The 16,221-nt window shown below is 37.7% G+C and carries 16 protein-coding genes; 13 read left to right on the top strand and 3 right to left on the bottom strand.

All coding sequences use genetic code 11. The features are described 5' to 3' along the window. Nucleotides 1-174 precede the first annotated feature (174 nt). A complete protein-coding gene (ccpA, locus tag IGK96_RS06130) occupies nt 175-1,176 on the top strand; it encodes a catabolite control protein A (RefSeq protein WP_002357319.1) in 1,002 nt (333 codons plus the stop codon). A gap of 104 nt (nt 1,177-1,280) precedes the next feature. Here ccpA and IGK96_RS06135 read toward each other — a convergent pair whose 3' ends face one another. Continuing rightward, entirely contained in the window at nt 1,281-3,686 is a 2,406-nt protein-coding gene (locus IGK96_RS06135; protein WP_113821050.1) for a transglycosylase domain-containing protein, read from the bottom strand. Nucleotides 3,687-3,870: 184 nt separating this feature from the next. On the opposite strand from IGK96_RS06135, the gene tyrS reads away from it, so the two are divergent. The 10 genes from tyrS (at nt 3,871) to ybaK (ending at nt 12,920) form a co-directional block, all read left to right on the top strand. Continuing rightward, a complete protein-coding gene (gene tyrS / locus IGK96_RS06140; RefSeq protein WP_002357324.1) occupies nt 3,871-5,133 on the top strand; it encodes a tyrosine--tRNA ligase in 1,263 nt (420 codons plus the stop codon). Between the two features lie 4 nt (nt 5,134-5,137). Next, the gene (locus tag IGK96_RS06145; RefSeq protein WP_002365741.1) at nt 5,138-5,317 is read left to right on the top strand and encodes a hypothetical protein; all 180 of its coding nucleotides are present in this window, start codon (nt 5,138-5,140) and stop codon (nt 5,315-5,317) included. Beyond that, on the top strand, nt 5,314-5,976 hold the full coding sequence (locus IGK96_RS06150; RefSeq protein WP_002381844.1) for a YdeI/OmpD-associated family protein: 663 nt from the start codon (nt 5,314-5,316) through the stop codon (nt 5,974-5,976). The genes IGK96_RS06145 and IGK96_RS06150 overlap by 4 nt, the downstream gene beginning before the upstream one ends. Further along, nucleotides 5,976-6,443, top strand: a complete 468-nt coding sequence (locus IGK96_RS06155; protein ID WP_002364059.1) for a DUF1801 domain-containing protein — start codon at nt 5,976-5,978, stop codon at nt 6,441-6,443. Before IGK96_RS06150 ends, IGK96_RS06155 begins: the two co-directional genes overlap by 1 nt. A 10-nt stretch (nt 6,444-6,453) precedes the next feature. Continuing rightward, nucleotides 6,454-7,347, top strand: coding sequence for a deoxyribonuclease IV (locus tag IGK96_RS06160; RefSeq protein WP_002357396.1), 894 nt, complete (start codon nt 6,454-6,456; stop codon nt 7,345-7,347). Nucleotides 7,348-7,540: 193 nt separating this feature from the next. Further along, on the top strand, nt 7,541-7,759 hold the full coding sequence (locus IGK96_RS06165; protein ID WP_002357397.1) for a YneF family protein: 219 nt from the start codon (nt 7,541-7,543) through the stop codon (nt 7,757-7,759). 196 nt (nt 7,760-7,955) lie between these two features. After that, entirely contained in the window at nt 7,956-9,707 is a 1,752-nt protein-coding gene (locus IGK96_RS06170) for an ABC transporter ATP-binding protein (RefSeq protein ID WP_070415819.1), read from the top strand. Continuing rightward, entirely contained in the window at nt 9,707-11,491 is a 1,785-nt protein-coding gene (locus tag IGK96_RS06175; RefSeq protein WP_002374713.1) for an ABC transporter ATP-binding protein, read from the top strand. The genes IGK96_RS06170 and IGK96_RS06175 overlap by 1 nt, the downstream gene beginning before the upstream one ends. A gap of 155 nt (nt 11,492-11,646) precedes the next feature. After that, complete coding sequence (aroD, locus tag IGK96_RS06180) at nt 11,647-12,408, top strand: type I 3-dehydroquinate dehydratase (RefSeq protein WP_002357400.1); 762 nt, start codon at nt 11,647-11,649, stop codon at nt 12,406-12,408. Continuing rightward, complete coding sequence (gene ybaK / locus IGK96_RS06185; protein WP_002397353.1) at nt 12,405-12,920, top strand: Cys-tRNA(Pro) deacylase; 516 nt, start codon at nt 12,405-12,407, stop codon at nt 12,918-12,920. The genes aroD and ybaK overlap by 4 nt, the downstream gene beginning before the upstream one ends. Nucleotides 12,921-13,047: 127 nt before the next feature. Here ybaK and IGK96_RS06190 read toward each other — a convergent pair whose 3' ends face one another. Beyond that, complete coding sequence (locus IGK96_RS06190; RefSeq protein WP_002357402.1) at nt 13,048-13,455, bottom strand: ribonuclease HI family protein; 408 nt, start codon at nt 13,453-13,455, stop codon at nt 13,048-13,050. Nucleotides 13,456-13,555: 100 nt separating this feature from the next. Between IGK96_RS06190 and IGK96_RS06195 the strand changes: the two genes are divergently transcribed. Then, nucleotides 13,556-14,017: an EbsA family protein gene (locus tag IGK96_RS06195; protein ID WP_002357403.1), complete on the top strand. Its 462-nt coding sequence runs from the start codon at nt 13,556-13,558 to the stop codon at nt 14,015-14,017. A gap of 104 nt (nt 14,018-14,121) precedes the next feature. Here IGK96_RS06195 and IGK96_RS06200 read toward each other — a convergent pair whose 3' ends face one another. Beyond that, a complete protein-coding gene (locus IGK96_RS06200) occupies nt 14,122-14,328 on the bottom strand; it encodes a cold-shock protein (RefSeq protein WP_002357404.1) in 207 nt (68 codons plus the stop codon). Nucleotides 14,329-14,506: 178 nt separating this feature from the next. Between IGK96_RS06200 and IGK96_RS06205 the strand changes: the two genes are divergently transcribed. Beyond that, nucleotides 14,507-16,177, top strand: coding sequence for a formate--tetrahydrofolate ligase (locus IGK96_RS06205; RefSeq protein ID WP_085443075.1), 1,671 nt, complete (start codon nt 14,507-14,509; stop codon nt 16,175-16,177). Nucleotides 16,178-16,221: the final 44 nt, after the last annotated feature.

Consider the following 16,221-nt stretch of genomic DNA (forward strand, 5'->3'; position numbering starts at 1 on the left):
ACTATCATAACATGAAATGACAAAAAGTTCCTTTTGAAATGGAAAGTAAATTTTCATGAAAAAACGATAAAACGGTTGCAAAAATAGAAGAATTTTGATATTCTAGGCTAGGAAAGAAATGTAAACAGTGTTTTCAGAAAATGAGAACAAATTCATATTTATAGGAGAAGAAACATGGAAAAACAAACAATTACAATTTATGATGTTGCTAGAGAGGCAAATGTATCTATGGCTACTGTTTCTCGTGTTGTCAATGGTAATCCCAATGTAAAACCAGCAACGCGTAAAAAAGTCTTAGAAGTGATTGATCGCTTAGATTACCGTCCTAACGCAGTCGCACGTGGTTTAGCAAGTAAAAAAACGACAACAGTGGGTGTCATTATTCCAGATGTTAGTAATGCATTTTTTGCTTCATTAGCACGTGGCATTGACGACGTGGCTACAATGTATAAATATAATATCATTTTAGCTAATTCAGATGGAGACGATCAAAAAGAAGTTACTGTATTAAACAATTTACTTGCCAAGCAAGTAGATGGGATTATCTTTATGGGTCATCGCATTACAGATGATATTCGTGGTGAATTTTCACGTTCAAAAACACCTGTTGTCTTAGCAGGTTCAATTGATCCAGACGAACAAGTTGGTAGCGTTAATATTGATTACACAGAAGCAACGAAAGATGCAACAGCGACTTTAGCGAAAAATGGGAACAAAAAAATTGCTTTTGTTAGTGGTGCATTAATCGATCCAATTAATGGTCAAAACCGAATGAAAGGCTACAAAGAAGCCTTAGCGGAAAATGGCTTGTCTTATAATGAAGGCTTAGTTTTTGAATCTGAATATAAATTTAAAGCAGGTATTAATTTGGCTGAGCGTGTCCGTAACAGTGGAGCAACAGCTGCCTTTGTTACAGATGATGAGCTAGCGATTGGTTTATTAGATGGGATGCTAGATGCTGGTGTGAAAGTTCCAGAAGAATTTGAAATCATTACAAGCAATAACTCATTGCTTACAGAAGTCTCTCGTCCACGTCTATCAAGTATTACACAACCTTTATATGATATCGGTGCCGTGTCAATGCGCTTATTAACAAAACTAATGAACAAAGAAGAAATTGAAGAAAAAACAGTTGTTTTACCTTATGGAATTGATCAAAAAGGTTCAACAAAATAAATTGAATTAAACGGCTAAACAAAGAGCGGTAACTCTTAGTTTAGCCTTTTTTTGATACTTAAAAATGAGCCAGAAAACGTATTTTTCTGGCTCATTTTAGCGAGTTAATTATCATTCTTTTTATTATCGTTGTTTTTATTGTTGTTATTATTTGTAGTGGCTCGTGGAGCAAGATTTCCCCAGTAAGAAGCGTAATTGCTGCCTGTTCCACCGATCCCAAATTTATAGGTACTTTGTGGTGCACCATCTTTGGCATAGTATGAAGTCGTTGTTTTGCCAGGTGTATTGAACTTAGCACCATTATAGGTAATTGAGCCAGGTTTTTCACCAGTAAATTCAGAAACTTTTGATTTAATGACACTTGGGTCTAATTCAAATTTTTGACCAATGCCAAACAATTCTGGATTCGCATAGTACAGCGCATTAGCTAAGTTCGCCATATAATTCCCGTTATTGTCGCCGCTGGTTGTCGTCATTGGCGCTGGTAGATCATGTCCCGTCCAAGAACTTAGTGTCACAGTTGGAGTAGAGACAATCAGCCATGAATCTTTAAACTCATCAGTTGTCCCAGTTTTTCCGACCCAATCAGCACTAGCTAGATGAGGATTCAAGCCAGCTAACGTTGGTTTGAATTTTGTCGTATTCGCAGAATCCACCACTGAACGCAACAAGTCATTCATAATAGAAGCGGTCGCCGGTGAATAAACTTGCGTTCCTTCATCTTTGTGTTCGTAGACCACATGTCCGCTATTGTCTGTAATTTTTTCAATCATGTAGGCTTTTTGATATTTCCCTTTGTTAGCAAGCGCTTGGAAACCGTTTGTTTGAGTTACAACATTTGTTTCTACTGGACCCAATGGCGCAGATTCGTAAGCCCAAGCATCTGAAGCTGGATAGTTCATTTTACTTAAGTAGTGATTGTAAGAAAAATTATCATCACCCATTTTTTTCCTTAGCTCATTATTAACATGAACGACAGGGATATTGAAAGACCAATTCAAGGCATTCCGAACAGTCACGAATTGATTTAAATCCACAGTTGTTGAGTTAACAAATTCACGACCATCAGCATAAGTCGTTGGGTAGTTGGCCAGACGACTTTCAGAACCAATGAGTCCTTGATCAATCGCAGGGCCATAGACAGAAATTGGTTTAATCGTAGAACCAACTTGACGATCGGCATTAAAGGCATGGTTGTTTTGATTAATATCGAAGTTTCTGCCGCCGATAAAACCGAGGATACGACCAGTAGCGTTATCCATTAAAATATTCCCAGTTTCAATCATTGTATTCCCATTGACATCTGCAGTTCCATCATCAAGCAAATAACCATAATTTGCGACAGCGGTTTGCATCGTGTTATAAATGTTCTGATCAATGGTCGATTGGATTGTATAGCCTTGCGACTGGATTTCGCGACGTGCTTGTTCTTCATATTGATCTAAACCAACTTGATCTAAATCATCACGATTAACTTTAGCTTTTTTCATATCTAAATCCATGACAATCTCAACTGCTTTATCTAACACCGTATAGTATAGATAGCCTTCTGTATTGACATTGGCCTGTTCAGTTGGTAAAAAGTCTTTTTTCAAGTCGTAAGCTTTGGCTTCTTCATATTCCTTTTGCGAAATAGCTTTTTCTCGGTACATACTGAAAAGAACAAAATCTTTTCTCTTCATTCCTAAAGACAAATCGTCTTTCAAGGCACCAGTGTTAGTATAGGGCGTGTAAACAATGGGACTTTGGGGAAGTCCTGCGATAAAGGCCGCTTGAGGAAGATTCAAGTCCTTGGCACTTTTACCAAAGAGTCCTTTGGCTGCTTCTTCCACGCCTGCAATATTTTCACCTTTGTTATTACGACCAAAAGGGGAGACATTTAGATAAGTTGTCACGATTTCGTCCTTAGAAAAGTATTTTTCAATACGTAAAGCTAATAAAATTTCGTTGGCTTTCCGTTTAAAAGTCGTTTCGTCAGTTAAAATCTGTTGCTTGACCAATTGCTGAGTCAATGTTGAACCACCAGAAGAACCGCCGATACCTGTCGCATCAGAAATCAACGCTCGAACTAGCGCTTTTGGTACTACCCCATGATGTTCTTCAAAATATTCATCTTCTGTTGAAATAATGGCTTTTTTTAGCAATGGAGACATTTGATCGCCATTAATTCGTGTCCGAATTAAATCTGATTTGATGTTAGCAATCGGAGTACCATCTGCGTAAGTCATTTTTGACACTTCGGTAATATCACTGATTTCTTTTTGCAATTCTTCCTTCGTTGGGGGCTGTGTATCTTCAACTAGAAAAGCAAAATAGCCCATTCCGATACCTAAGCCAAGAGAGCCACCTAAGACAATCAGAATAACCCCAAAAACCACTAATGACTGAAAAACGCGAATAATGACATTTAAAATAAGTAAAAAGACATTGCCGCCAGAAGAGGTCGTTGGTTTTTGCTTATTGTTACTTGAATTATTTTTCAAAAGCTTCACCTCAATAAAATGATACATTCTGTGTTATTATAGCAAAAAAAAGCTTCTATGAATAGTTTCTACACCAATTGCCATTTTTTGTTGAAAAAACTTAAGAGAAAATAGGGAAATCTCATTTTTTGACTTTTCAAGTGTGACAGAATCGGTTACTATGAATAGGGGAATTTGATCTATTATTATGTTTTACTATAGGAGGAAAATCATGAATTCAGCTTTTTTTGAAGAATTAAAAGCCCGTGGGTTGGTCTACCAAGTCACAGATGAAGAAGCCTTACAAAAACAATTAAATGAAGAATCTGTTAAATTATATATCGGCTTTGATCCAACGGCAGACAGTTTACACATCGGGCATCTACTGCCAATTCTTATGTTACGTCGTTTCCAACAAAATGGCCATGTGCCCATTGCTTTAGTTGGTGGCGGAACTGGCATGATTGGTGATCCATCATTCAAAGATGCAGAACGTAGTTTAAACACACTTGATACAGTGAAAGCTTGGTCTGAAAGTATTAAAGGCCAGTTGTCACGTTTTATCGATTTTGAAGATGAAAAAAATCCAGCGATTCTAGCAAATAACTATGATTGGCTTGGAGAGCTTTCGTTAATTGATTTCTTACGTGATGTGGGAAAAAACTTTACAATTAACTATATGATGAGTAAAGAAAGCGTGAAACGCCGAATCGAAACAGGAATTTCTTATACTGAATTTGCGTATCAATTATTACAAGCGTATGATTTCTTGAAATTGTACGAAACAGAAGGTTGTTTATTGCAATTAGGCGGCAGTGATCAATGGGGAAACATTACTTCAGGGATTGAATTATTACGCCGAGAACAAGAAGTTCAAGGATTTGGCTTAACTATGCCTTTAATTACAAAAGCAGATGGTACCAAATTTGGTAAAACAGAAGGAAACGCAGTTTGGTTAGATGCGGAAAAAACTTCGCCATATGAATTTTATCAATTCTGGATTAACACAGATGATCGTGATGTCGTGAAATTCTTGAAATATTTTACTTTCTTAACATTGGATGAAATTGCAACAATTGAAGAAGAATTTACAGCGAACCCAGGTCAACGTGCTGCGCAAAAAGCGTTAGCCAAAGAAGTGACTACTTTAGTCCACGGTGAAGCAGCCTATCATCAAGCGGTTAAAATTTCAGAAGCTTTATTCAGCGGGGATATCCAAAGCTTAACAGCAGAAGAAATTAAACAAGGCTTTAAAGATGTACCAACGTACGAGGTGCAACCAGAGGATCAATTAAGTTTAGTCGACTTATTAGTTACCTCAAAAATAGAACCATCCAAACGTCAAGCCCGTGAAGATGTACAAAATGGAGCGATTTACGTCAATGGAGAACGTAGACAAGATTTAGCAGCTGAATTGACAGAAACTGATAAAATCGAAGGACAATTTACTGTGATTCGTCGCGGTAAGAAAAAATATTTCTTGTTAAAATACTAAAAAAATGAAAGCTTGGGACGAAGGTCGTTTAGACAACAGGTTCCAAGCTTTCGCTTTTAAAAAAGATAAATTGGGATTAATTCTGTTACAAAAAACTCTTTTTTACTATTGGGCATATTCAATTACAGATAACTTGTGCTATGCTAGAATAAAAAGTGCAGTCGCTATAAGGAGTAGGTTATGAAATCAATTGTCGAAAAGTTAAACTTAACGAAGTATCAGCACCCAGTTATTTTAAATAGACCACAGGCAGAGTATCTATCTGAATTTGCTTCAGCCGCGCAGCAATTACCCTCAGAACCAGTTGAGCTGATTTTTGCATTTGTGAAAACGATGGCGGAATTTCAAGAGATTGTTTCAATGGTGATTGAAGGTCAACATTTAGTAGAAAATGGGTTGTTATATGTGGCTTATCCGAAAAAAGGCAATAAAATGTATCCAACCTTTGTCCACCGAGATGAAATTTTTCCAACATTACAAGTAAACGAGGCAGATGGGTATATTAAAGGCTCAACCTTAAAATTTAATCGCATGGTTAGTTTAGATGAGACTTTTACGGTTGTCGGCATGAAGAATGTTCTTAAAAAGCCAGCGAAGAATCAGACCAGTTCTGCTGTTGGGGATTATGTTCAATATTTACCAGAAATTGAAGCGTTGGTACAAACAGAACCAGCTGCTGCAGCGACATTCGCTGCATTAACGCCTGGTTATCAAAAAGAGTGGGCGCGGTATGTATTTAGTGCAAAGCGAGCGGAGACACGGAAAAAGCGGCAAACTGAAATGTTAGCCATTTTAAAAGAAGGCTATAAAACCAAAGCCCTTTATCAGCAAAGGAAGAAATAATGGGGCAGTCAATTGAAACAGTTACAGCATACATCGAAACAGTCGAACCAAAATGGCGAATTGCTTATCAGCAAGTATTAGACGCCGTTTCGCAAAATTTGCCAGCAGGATTTGAATTAACAATGCAATATGGCATGCCAACCTTTGTTGTGCCGCTTTCAGTATTTCCAGAAGGCTATCTCAACCGTGGTGATGAGCCGTTACCATTTATCAGTTTAGGCGCTACTAAAAGGCAAGTAGCTTTATATCACATGGGATTAATGGGAAATGAAGCCGTCCGAAGTTGGTTTCAAGAAGCCTATCAGGAACAAGTGTCAACAAAGCTAAACATGGGGAAAAGTTGTCTTCGCTTCACTAATCCTAAGCGAATACCCTATGAACTAATTGGCGAATTAGTAACAAAAATCACGCTTGAAGAATGGCTGCAACAGTATCAACACTACCAAAAGAAAAAGAAGAATTATTAGGAGGAACCACATGTTATTAGGATCACACGTTAGTATGAGTGGCAAGAAAATGCTATTAGGCTCTGCCGAGGAAGCGGCTAGTTATGGCTCAACAACCTTTATGATTTATACAGGTGCGCCACAAAACACGCGCCGGAAACCGATTGAAGAAATGAATATTGAAGCTGGGCAAGCTTTTATGAAAGAACACAATTTAAGTAATATCGTCGTTCATGCCCCGTATATTATTAATTTAGGTAATACAATTAAAACGGAAAATTTCGGTTTTGCCGTAGACTTTTTGCGTCAAGAAATTGAGCGAGCACAAGCGTTGGGAGCAACGCAAATCACGTTACACCCAGGTGCGCATGTTGGCGCAGGTCCAGAAGCCGGCATCAAACAAATTGTTAAAGGTCTAAACGAAGTCTTGTGGAAAGAGCAAATCCCTCAAATCGCTTTAGAAACAATGGCTGGTAAAGGAACCGAAATCGGCCGTACGTTTGATGAACTAGCTGCGATTATTGACGGAGTTACGCTAAATGATAAACTTTCTGTCACTCTGGATACTTGCCACATTAATGATGCAGGGTATAATGTAAAAGATGATTTTGATGGCGTATTAGTTGAATTTGATAAAATTATCGGATTGGATCGTTTAAAAGTTATTCATGTGAATGATTCTAAAAATCCTATGGGCTCACATAAAGATCGTCATGCCAATATTGGCTTTGGCACTATTGGTTTTGAAGCTTTAAACGGTGTGGTTCACCATGAAAAATTAACTGCTTTACCAAAAATTTTAGAAACACCTTATGTCGGAGAAGACAAAAAAAATAAAAAGGCCCCTTACGGCTTTGAAATTGCGATGTTAAAAAATCAAACATTTGATCCAGAATTATTAGAAAAAATTCAAGGACAAAACTAAAGCAACAATCGCTCTTAAAGGTCCTATTGACATTTAAGAGCGTATATTTTTGACTTTTAATCACTATTTTGCAAAAAAATCAGACTTTTTTCATTATTTAAGAGAAATCCCGCAAAAAGAACTTTTCTTTTTTTGCTATTTCTAGTAAAATAATTCATTGAGAGCAAAACTATACGGAGAGGAGAGAGTTTCAATGGCAACAGGTTGGGTAGTATTAATCGCAGTAATCGCTTTATTAGTAGGCGCTGCAGGGGGCTTTTTCCTTGCACGCAAATATATGCAAGATTATTTCAAAAAAAATCCTCCCGTTAATGAGGATATGTTACGCATGATGATGGCATCAATGGGTCAAAAACCGTCAGAGAAAAAGGTTAGACAAATGATGCAACAAATGAAAAACCAAGGAAAATAGTAAAGGTTATTCAGGTAATCATGAATAAGTGTAGAAACGGGCTGATTTTCAGTCCGTTTTTTTGTTGTTTTGCGGGAGAATAGGATAATCTAGGAGGAAAAGAGCGAAACGTTTAATCAAAAACAACAATAACGAAGAAACCTTCTAGCTCGAAAGTAGTCTTTGTAGAACAACAAAGTAAAGGAGGGACAACTGAATGTCCATATTCAAAAAATTAGGCTGGTTTTTTAAGCAAGAGAAAAAAAGTTATATTATTGGGGTTTTCTCATTAATGATGGTCGCTCTTGTTCAATTAGTCCCGCCCAAAGTTATTGGCGTCGTTGTAGATGAAATCGTTAACAAAGAAATTCGCTTAACGAAAATTATCGTGTGGGTTGCACTCTTGGTTGGTGCTGGGCTTGCCCAATATCTTTTTCGCTATATTTGGCGGATGCATATTTGGGGGAGTGCCGCTCGTTTGGAAAAAGAGCTACGGACTCAATTATTTCATCATTTCACAAAAATGGATAGCATCTTTTATCAGAAATATCGGACAGGTGACTTGATGGCGCATGCAACCAATGATTTAAATGCCATCCAAAATGTGGCTGGAGCTGGGATTTTAACATTTGCTGACTCTGTGATTACGGGAGGAACAACGATTATCGCAATGGTTCTATTTGTCGATTGGCGCTTAACATTAATTGCTTTATTACCGCTGCCTTTATTAGCGGTCACCTCACGAGTTCTAGGTTCTAAGTTGCATGATGCCTTTCGAGATTCACAAGCTGCTTTTTCAGCGATTAATGATAAAACACAAGAAAGTATCACTGGAATTAAAGTCATTAAAACATTTGGGCAAGAAAAAGAAGATCTTGCTGATTTTACAGAGAAAATTGATGATGCTATCGTCAAAAATAAACGAACGAACTTTTTAGATGCACTATTTGATCCGTTTATTACGCTGATTATTGGTGTTTCTTATGTTTTGACAATTATTATTGGTGGTCGTTTCATCATGGAAGGAACGATTAGTTTAGGTCAGTTGGTCTCTTTCATTGCCTATATTGGGATGCTAGTTTGGCCAATGTTTGCGATTGGGCGCTTATTTAATGTGTTAGAACGTGGGAATGCTAGTTACGATCGTGTGAACGAATTATTACATGAAAAAACGCATATTATCGAACGAAAAGATGCCATCAAAACAATGGCGCAAGGGACAATTTCAATGAAGATTGATTCTTTTTCTTATCCAAAAGAAGAGACGGTGGCTTTGGAAAATATCCAATTTTCGTTGCAAGAAGGAGAAACCTTGGGGATTGTTGGCAAAACAGGCGCTGGTAAAACCACTATTTTGAAATTGTTGATGCGTGAATATGACCAATACCAAGGAACGATTTTCTTTGGAAAACATAACATTAAAAATTACACATTAGATGCATTGATGGGTGCAATGGGGTACGTGCCACAGGACCATTTTCTCTTTTCCATGACGGTACGAGATAACATTCGTTTTGCTAAACCAGACTTGGAACAAGCAGCAGTTGAACAAGCGGCAGCATTAGCATTTATTAACCAAGAAATTAAAGCATTCCCTGAAGGCTATGACACAATGGTTGGGGAACGTGGCGTTTCGCTTTCTGGAGGACAAAAACAACGGATTTCTATTGCACGGGCCTTGATTGTTGAACCAGAATTGTTAATTTTAGATGATGCCTTATCTGCAGTCGATGCGAAGACTGAAGAGGCGATTTTATCAAATCTAAAAGAAACGCGCCAAGAAAAAACCACTATTATTACAGCGCATCGTTTAAGTAGTGTCATGCATGCAAAAGAAATCTTAGTGTTGGATGAAGGGAAAATTATTGAACGGGGGACACATCAGGAGTTACTGACTCAGAAGGGGTGGTATCAGCGGATGTGGGAAAAACAGCAATTAGAAGCGAAAATTGAAGGGAGTGAGAGTTAATGGAAGAAAAGTATCAATCCGAATGGTCCAGAGAGTTACCGCTGAAAGAACAATTAACGATTGTTCAGCGTTTGTTTCGTTTTGCCAAACCGTTTCGACGCATGTTTTACACAGCTATTCTCTTTGCATTTGGCTTATCAATTATCAATATTCTTTTGCCTAGAGTCATTCAAGTTTTTATGGATAATTATTTAACGCCTAAAACTGCTACAATGCAAGTGATTCTAACTTTTGCTGCTATTTATTTTTTTGGTGTCATTGTCAAAAGTATTGTTTGGTTTTTCCAATGGTATTTGTATTCGATGGCTTCTTTAAAAACGTATCAATATATACGAGTGAAATTATTTGAAAAATTACACACTTTAGGTATGCGTTATTTTGATCAAACACCAGCGGGTTCGACGGTGTCTCGTGTTACCAACGATACAGAAACATTGTTTGAATTCTGGTATGTATTCCTAATGGTGATTACAGGAATTTTTGCCGTAATCTCGTCATTTTTTGCAATGTTTCAACTCAGTCCAGAAATTTCATTTTATTGTCTAATTTTCTTGCCAATTTTATTAGTTGTAATTTGGTATTACCAAAAATTTAGTTCAAAATTATATCGCAGTATGCGGGAAAAATTAAGTCAATTAAACACCAAACTAAATGAATACATCTCTGGTATGCAAATCATTCAACAATTTCGCCAAGAAAAGCGTTTGGAAAAAGAATTTGAGGAAACCAATGATGATTATTTAAAAACACGAGTAGCAATGATTCGTATGAATTCGTTATTATTAAGTCCCATCATTAATTTGTTGTATACGTTGGCGATTGCATTGGCCTTAACTATGTTTGGCATCGATGCTTTACATTCTCCTGTAGAAGCGGGGATGATTTATGCTTTTGTAACGTATGTCCAAGCTTTTTTTAATCCGATGACACAAATGATGGACTTCCTAAGTATCTTTACAGATGGGATTGTCGCAGGTAGTCGTATTTTAAAAATTATGGATACGGAAGAATTAACGCCGCAACAATCAGTAGGTGCGAATGGGGAAATTATCCGCGGGAAAATTGAATTTCGCAATGTTACTTTTTCTTATGATGGCAAAAACGAAGTATTGAAAAATATTAGCTTTGTCGCAAATCCCGGGGAAACCGTCGCTTTAGTCGGTCATACAGGAAGTGGTAAAAGTTCAATTATTAATGTACTCATGCGTTTCTATGAATTTTATGAAGGGCAGATTTTAATTGATGATCGTGATATTCGTGATTTTCCCATGACAGAATTACGGGAAAAGATGGGCTTAGTATTACAGGACGCTTTCATGTTTTATGGAGATATTGCTGGAAATATCCGTTTACTGAATCCCAATATTACAGATGAGCAAATTAAACAGGCTGCGGAATTTGTTCAGGCAGATAAATTTATTCACACGTTACCCAATACCTATCATGCGAAAGTCATTGAACGAGGAGCGAGTTATTCTAGCGGACAACGTCAATTAATTTCGTTTGCACGAACGATTGTGACTGATCCCAAAATATTAGTTTTAGATGAAGCAACCGCTAATATTGATACAGAAACAGAAGGATTGATTCAAGAAGGATTAGCCAAAATGCGTCAAGGGAGAACGACAATTGCGATTGCGCATCGCCTTTCGACGATTCGTGATGCAAACTTGATTTTAGTTTTAGACAAAGGGCAGATTGTAGAACGAGGAACGCACGAAACGTTACTGGCAGAAGGTGGCCTTTATGCGGATATGTATCAGTTACAAAGTACGGAAGTTTAACGTAACAACTGAAAGAGTTAAATAACCCAAACAAAGGCATTTAGTGTTAGGAAATTCCTAATTCTAGGTGTCTTTGTAGCTCTTTAAATTGCAAAAAAGAAGAGAAATGGTATGATATGAAGAGAGAAAAACAAACGAGGAAGTTAGGTGGAACTGTGAAGCCAGTTATAGTCAAAAATGTGCGAATAGGTGAAGGGAATCCCAAAATTGTGGTGCCCATTGTTGCTCCAACAGCCGAGGATATTTTGGCCGAAGCAACGGCGAGCCAAACACTAGATTGTGATTTGGTGGAATGGCGTTTAGACTATTATGAAAATGTCGCTGATTTTTCCGATGTATGTAATCTTTCACAACAAGTAATGGAACGGTTGGGGCAAAAACCGTTATTGTTAACTTTTCGTACACAAAAAGAAGGCGGCGAAATGGCTTTTTCTGAGGAAAATTATTTTGCTTTGTATCATGAATTAGTGAAAAAGGGTGCGTTGGATTTATTAGATATTGAATTATTTGCGAATCCGCTGGCGGCAGATACGTTAATTCACGAAGCTAAAAAGGCGGGGATTAAAATTGTTCTCTGTAATCACGACTTTCAGAAAACACCGTCGCAAGAGGAGATTGTCGCACGGTTACGCCAAATGCAAATGCGTCAGGCGGATATTTGTAAAATAGCTGTGATGCCACAAGATGCGACAGATGTACTTACGTTACTTTCAGCAACCAATGAAATGTACACCCATTATGCATCCGTCCCAATCGTTACTATGTCAATGGGACAGTTAGGGATGATTAGTCGCGTAACAGGTCAACTGTTCGGATCGGCACTAACTTTTGGCTCCGCCCAGCAAGCGTCTGCACCAGGCCAACTATCCGTACAAGTATTAAGAAATTATTTAAAGACATTCGAACAAAACAAGTGATTCAGAAGGTGAAAAAAGTGGCAAAGAAAAAAACACAACAAAAAACGAATGCGATGCGCATGGTGGAACAACATAAAGTACCATATAAAGAATATGAATTCGCTTGGAGTGAAGATCATTTAAGTGCAGAAAGTGTCGCTGAAAGTTTAGGTATTGATAAAGGACGAATTTTTAAAACCTTGGTTACAGTAGGTAATAAAACAGGTCCAGTCGTGGCTGTCATTCCTGGTAATCAAGAATTAGATTTAAAAAAATTAGCGAAAGCTAGTGGCAACAAAAAGGTAGAAATGCTTCACTTAAAAGATTTAGAAGCAACCACAGGCTATATTCGTGGGGGCTGTTCACCAATTGGGATGAAAAAACAATTTCCCACCTATTTGGCTGAAGAAGCTCAACAATATTCTGCAATTATTGTTTCTGCAGGCAAACGTGGCATGCAAATTGAATTAGCTCCTGAAGCAATCCTTTCGCTAACCAATGGACAATTTGCGGAAATAACGACAAAAGAATAAGTGGCTATAAGAAGAAGTCGAGACAGAACTGTTTATCTGTTTTTAAACGTGGAGCAAAAATCACTAGGGATTTTTGCTCCACGCTTAACTATCAAATTAATAAAGGAAAAGCATTGACTAATCTGTGCTACTTTTTATTGGGATAAAATTTTTGTAATGCTTGCCGTGCGAGCATATCGGCCGCTTTGTTTTGACTTTCAGGTAGCCATTTAATTAAGAGCAAAGGGAAATTCTTTTCTAGTTGTTGATATTCTGCTAAATAAGGCTGGTACTTTTCATTTTTAGCATAGTTTTTTTCGATTGTTTGGACAACAATTTTACTATCTGAGTGGAGAAGAACGGTTTGTTGATTGTCTTCATTGGCAATCGCTTGTTTTAAAGCTTCAATCAGCACTTTAAATTCGGCTTCGTGATTACTAACAATGCCTAAAGGCACATGCAATTGTTGCCGCGATTGGTCGGTGAGGTAAACGATACCGCCGCCAGATTCACCTGGATTGCCTTTTGTTGCAGCATCTACATAAATTCTTAACATAAAATTACTCCTAATTTCTTTTTGTTCTTAAAAAAAGTATGTTACTATTATAACATATTTAAATTTAGCGGCGTTGATCCAGAAGTAGTGAGGGCACTTTATGAAAAAACAGAAATTTTATTGGCAGCCAGAATTAGCATCAACAATTATTTACTGGTCTTGCACATTTTGTATATTATTTATTAGTTTAATTTTAGCATTGGAAAATAATGGTCCTTACTTGATTAGTAATCTGGTGATGGTTCCATTTTTTGTGTTTGCTTATCTAGGAATTGCGCGGTCTTTTAATATGACAGAAACATCTTTAATTGTCAGAGATGTTTTGTGGTTTCGCAAAAAAGCACTTCCGCTTTCTCAGATAGAAAAAGTAACCTACAATGAAAAAAGCATCGAAATTTTTTCCTCAGAATTTAAGGAAGGCTCAAAAGTCTTTTTAATGAAAAAGAAAACGATTCCGTTATTTCTTGAGGCACTTAAGGTAAAAAAGCCTGAATTGAAGGTAGCAGAAGATCATTCTTTGGGCCTTCATAAAAAAGAAGAAAAAAACAAGAGTGAGTCATAAGTCGAAACGACTGGTGACCCACTCTCAAAATCTTAAAATAATCAGCTGAAACAAACGCTACGTTTACTTACTTTTTGGAGCAAAGCGTTGTTGGTTCAGCTTTTTTAGTTATCTATTTTTTTGACATGTGCTGCTTGTAGCCCACGATTGCCTTCCATTATCTCGAACTCTACAGATTGATTCTCATCAAGTGATTTGAATCCGTCACCTTCTATAGCAGTGAAGTGGACAAAAATCTCATCTTCTTCGTTGTAAACGATAAAACCATAACCTTTTCTGTTATCGAACCATTTGACAATTCCTTTTTGCATCCAATTCACGCTCCTTTTAGATTTGTAAAGACACTTTCATTATACGAGAAAAGGCTACCAAACGTCAATGGTTGGGTTGTTTAAAAAAGGTTATTCTAGCCATTCTATTCAATACAAGCTATAATTTAAAAGAAACAATGTGTCACAAAGACGATAAAGAATTGAAAAGGGGTCCGTTATGAAGACAGATATTAACATTGCACAAGCAGCAACATTAAAACCTATTCAAGAGATTGCCGAAACAATCGGTCTTTCAGAAGATTCGCTCGAACTTTATGGGAAATACAAAGCGAAAATAGATTTTCCAACGCTTCAATCCTTAGAAGCGAAACCAGAAGGTAAATTAATCCTCGTTACGTCGATTAATCCAACGCCAGCAGGAGAAGGAAAGTCAACCGTGACCATTGGTTTAGGAGATGCATTAAATCAAATCAATAAAAAAACAGTTATTGCCCTAAGAGAACCATCATTAGGTCCTGTGATGGGGATTAAAGGTGGCGCAACAGGTGGCGGTTACGCACAAGTATTACCAATGGAAGAAATCAATTTGCATTTTACTGGTGATATGCATGCGATTACGACAGCCAATAATGCCTTAGCTGCGTTACTAGATAATCATTTACAGCAAGGAAATGAATTAAAGATTGATTCTCGACGGGTGATTTGGAAACGGGCAGTGGATCTAAATGATCGTGCGCTCAGACAGGTCGTTGTTGGTTTAGGCGGTCCTTTCCAAGGTGTACCAAGAGAAGACGGTTTCGATATTACTGTGGCGAGCGAAATTATGGCGATTCTTTGTTTAGCGCAAAATTTAACGGACTTAAAAGAACGCTTAAGTCGGATTATTGTCGCCTATAATGACCAAAGAGAGCCGGTGACGGTTAAAGATTTAAACGTGGCAGGTGCCCTGACTTTATTATTAAAAGACGCCTTAAAACCTAATTTAGTTCAAACGATTGAAGGAACTCCAGCTTTTGTTCACGGTGGTCCTTTTGCCAATATCGCTCATGGATGTAACAGTATTTTAGCGACAAAAACGGCTTTGCATCTAGGGGATTATGTTGTAACAGAAGCAGGTTTTGGTGGCGACTTAGGTGGCGAAAAATTTTTAGATATTAAAGTACCTTCTTTAGGAAAAGCACCCGATGCCGTTGTGATTGTGGCAACGATTCGCGCGTTGAAAATGCATGGCGGTTTGGCGAAAGATCAGTTAGCAGAAGAAAATTTACCAGCGTTACAAAAAGGCTTTGCCAACTTAGAAAAACATATTCAAAACATGCAACGTTATGATGTACCAGTAGTTGTTGCAATTAATGAGTTTACACAGGATACAGAGAAGGAAATTCAACTGTTGAAAGAAGCTTGCCAAGCGTTAGGCGTGCCCGTCGAGTTAACAAGTGTTTGGGCGCAAGGTGGCGCAGGTGGCACGAATCTAGCGGAAACAGTAGTAGAAGAGATTGAAGCCAATACAAAACAGTTTCAACCTTTATATAACCCTCGCCAAACAATTGAAGAAAAAATTCAAGCCATTGTACAAACGATTTACGGCGGGGAACAGGCGATTTTTTCTCCGAAAGCACAAAAACAAATTGCAGACTTTACAAAAAATGGTTGGGATCAATTACCAATTTGCATGGCGAAGACACAGTATTCACTTTCTGACGATCCTCAAAAACTAGGACGGCCAGAAGGATTTACGATTACGATTCGTGAGCTAGTTCCAAAAATCGGTGCAGGGTTTATCGTGGCGTTAACGGGTGACATTTTAACGATGCCTGGCTTGCCGAAAGTTCCTGCTGCGTTAAATATGGATGTGGACGAAACGGGTCAAGCGAGCGGTCTCTTTTAAAGCCACTCTTTCCTGAGACCTATTTTTAGTATATACTTGAAAGT

The organism is Enterococcus sp. DIV0682 (assembly GCF_051712685.1).
GTDB classification, from domain to species: domain Bacteria; phylum Bacillota; class Bacilli; order Lactobacillales; family Enterococcaceae; genus Enterococcus; species Enterococcus faecalis.

Bases quoted from the DNA above. Each gene is read 5' to 3' on its own strand.
- IGK96_RS06195 (WP_002357403.1), top strand. From the start codon at position 13,556: ATGAAAAAACAGAAATTTTATTGGCAGCCAGAATTAGCATCAACAATT.
- IGK96_RS06155 (WP_002364059.1), top strand. From the start codon at position 5,976: ATGGGGCAGTCAATTGAAACAGTTACAGCATACATCGAAACAGTCGAA.
- IGK96_RS06135 (WP_113821050.1), bottom strand. From the start codon at position 3,686: ATGTATCATTTTATTGAGGTGAAGCTTTTGAAAAATAATTCAAGTAAC.
- IGK96_RS06205 (WP_085443075.1), top strand. From the start codon at position 14,507: ATGAAGACAGATATTAACATTGCACAAGCAGCAACATTAAAACCTATT.
- ccpA (WP_002357319.1), top strand. From the start codon at position 175: ATGGAAAAACAAACAATTACAATTTATGATGTTGCTAGAGAGGCAAAT.
- IGK96_RS06160 (WP_002357396.1), top strand. From the start codon at position 6,454: ATGTTATTAGGATCACACGTTAGTATGAGTGGCAAGAAAATGCTATTA.
- IGK96_RS06145 (WP_002365741.1), top strand. From the start codon at position 5,138: ATGAAAGCTTGGGACGAAGGTCGTTTAGACAACAGGTTCCAAGCTTTC.
- IGK96_RS06175 (WP_002374713.1), top strand. From the start codon at position 9,707: ATGGAAGAAAAGTATCAATCCGAATGGTCCAGAGAGTTACCGCTGAAA.
- IGK96_RS06190 (WP_002357402.1), bottom strand. From the start codon at position 13,455: ATGTTAAGAATTTATGTAGATGCTGCAACAAAAGGCAATCCAGGTGAA.
- tyrS (WP_002357324.1), top strand. From the start codon at position 3,871: ATGAATTCAGCTTTTTTTGAAGAATTAAAAGCCCGTGGGTTGGTCTAC.
- IGK96_RS06150 (WP_002381844.1), top strand. From the start codon at position 5,314: ATGAAATCAATTGTCGAAAAGTTAAACTTAACGAAGTATCAGCACCCA.
- IGK96_RS06200 (WP_002357404.1), bottom strand. From the start codon at position 14,328: ATGCAAAAAGGAATTGTCAAATGGTTCGATAACAGAAAAGGTTATGGT.
- IGK96_RS06170 (WP_070415819.1), top strand. From the start codon at position 7,956: ATGTCCATATTCAAAAAATTAGGCTGGTTTTTTAAGCAAGAGAAAAAA.
- IGK96_RS06165 (WP_002357397.1), top strand. From the start codon at position 7,541: ATGGCAACAGGTTGGGTAGTATTAATCGCAGTAATCGCTTTATTAGTA.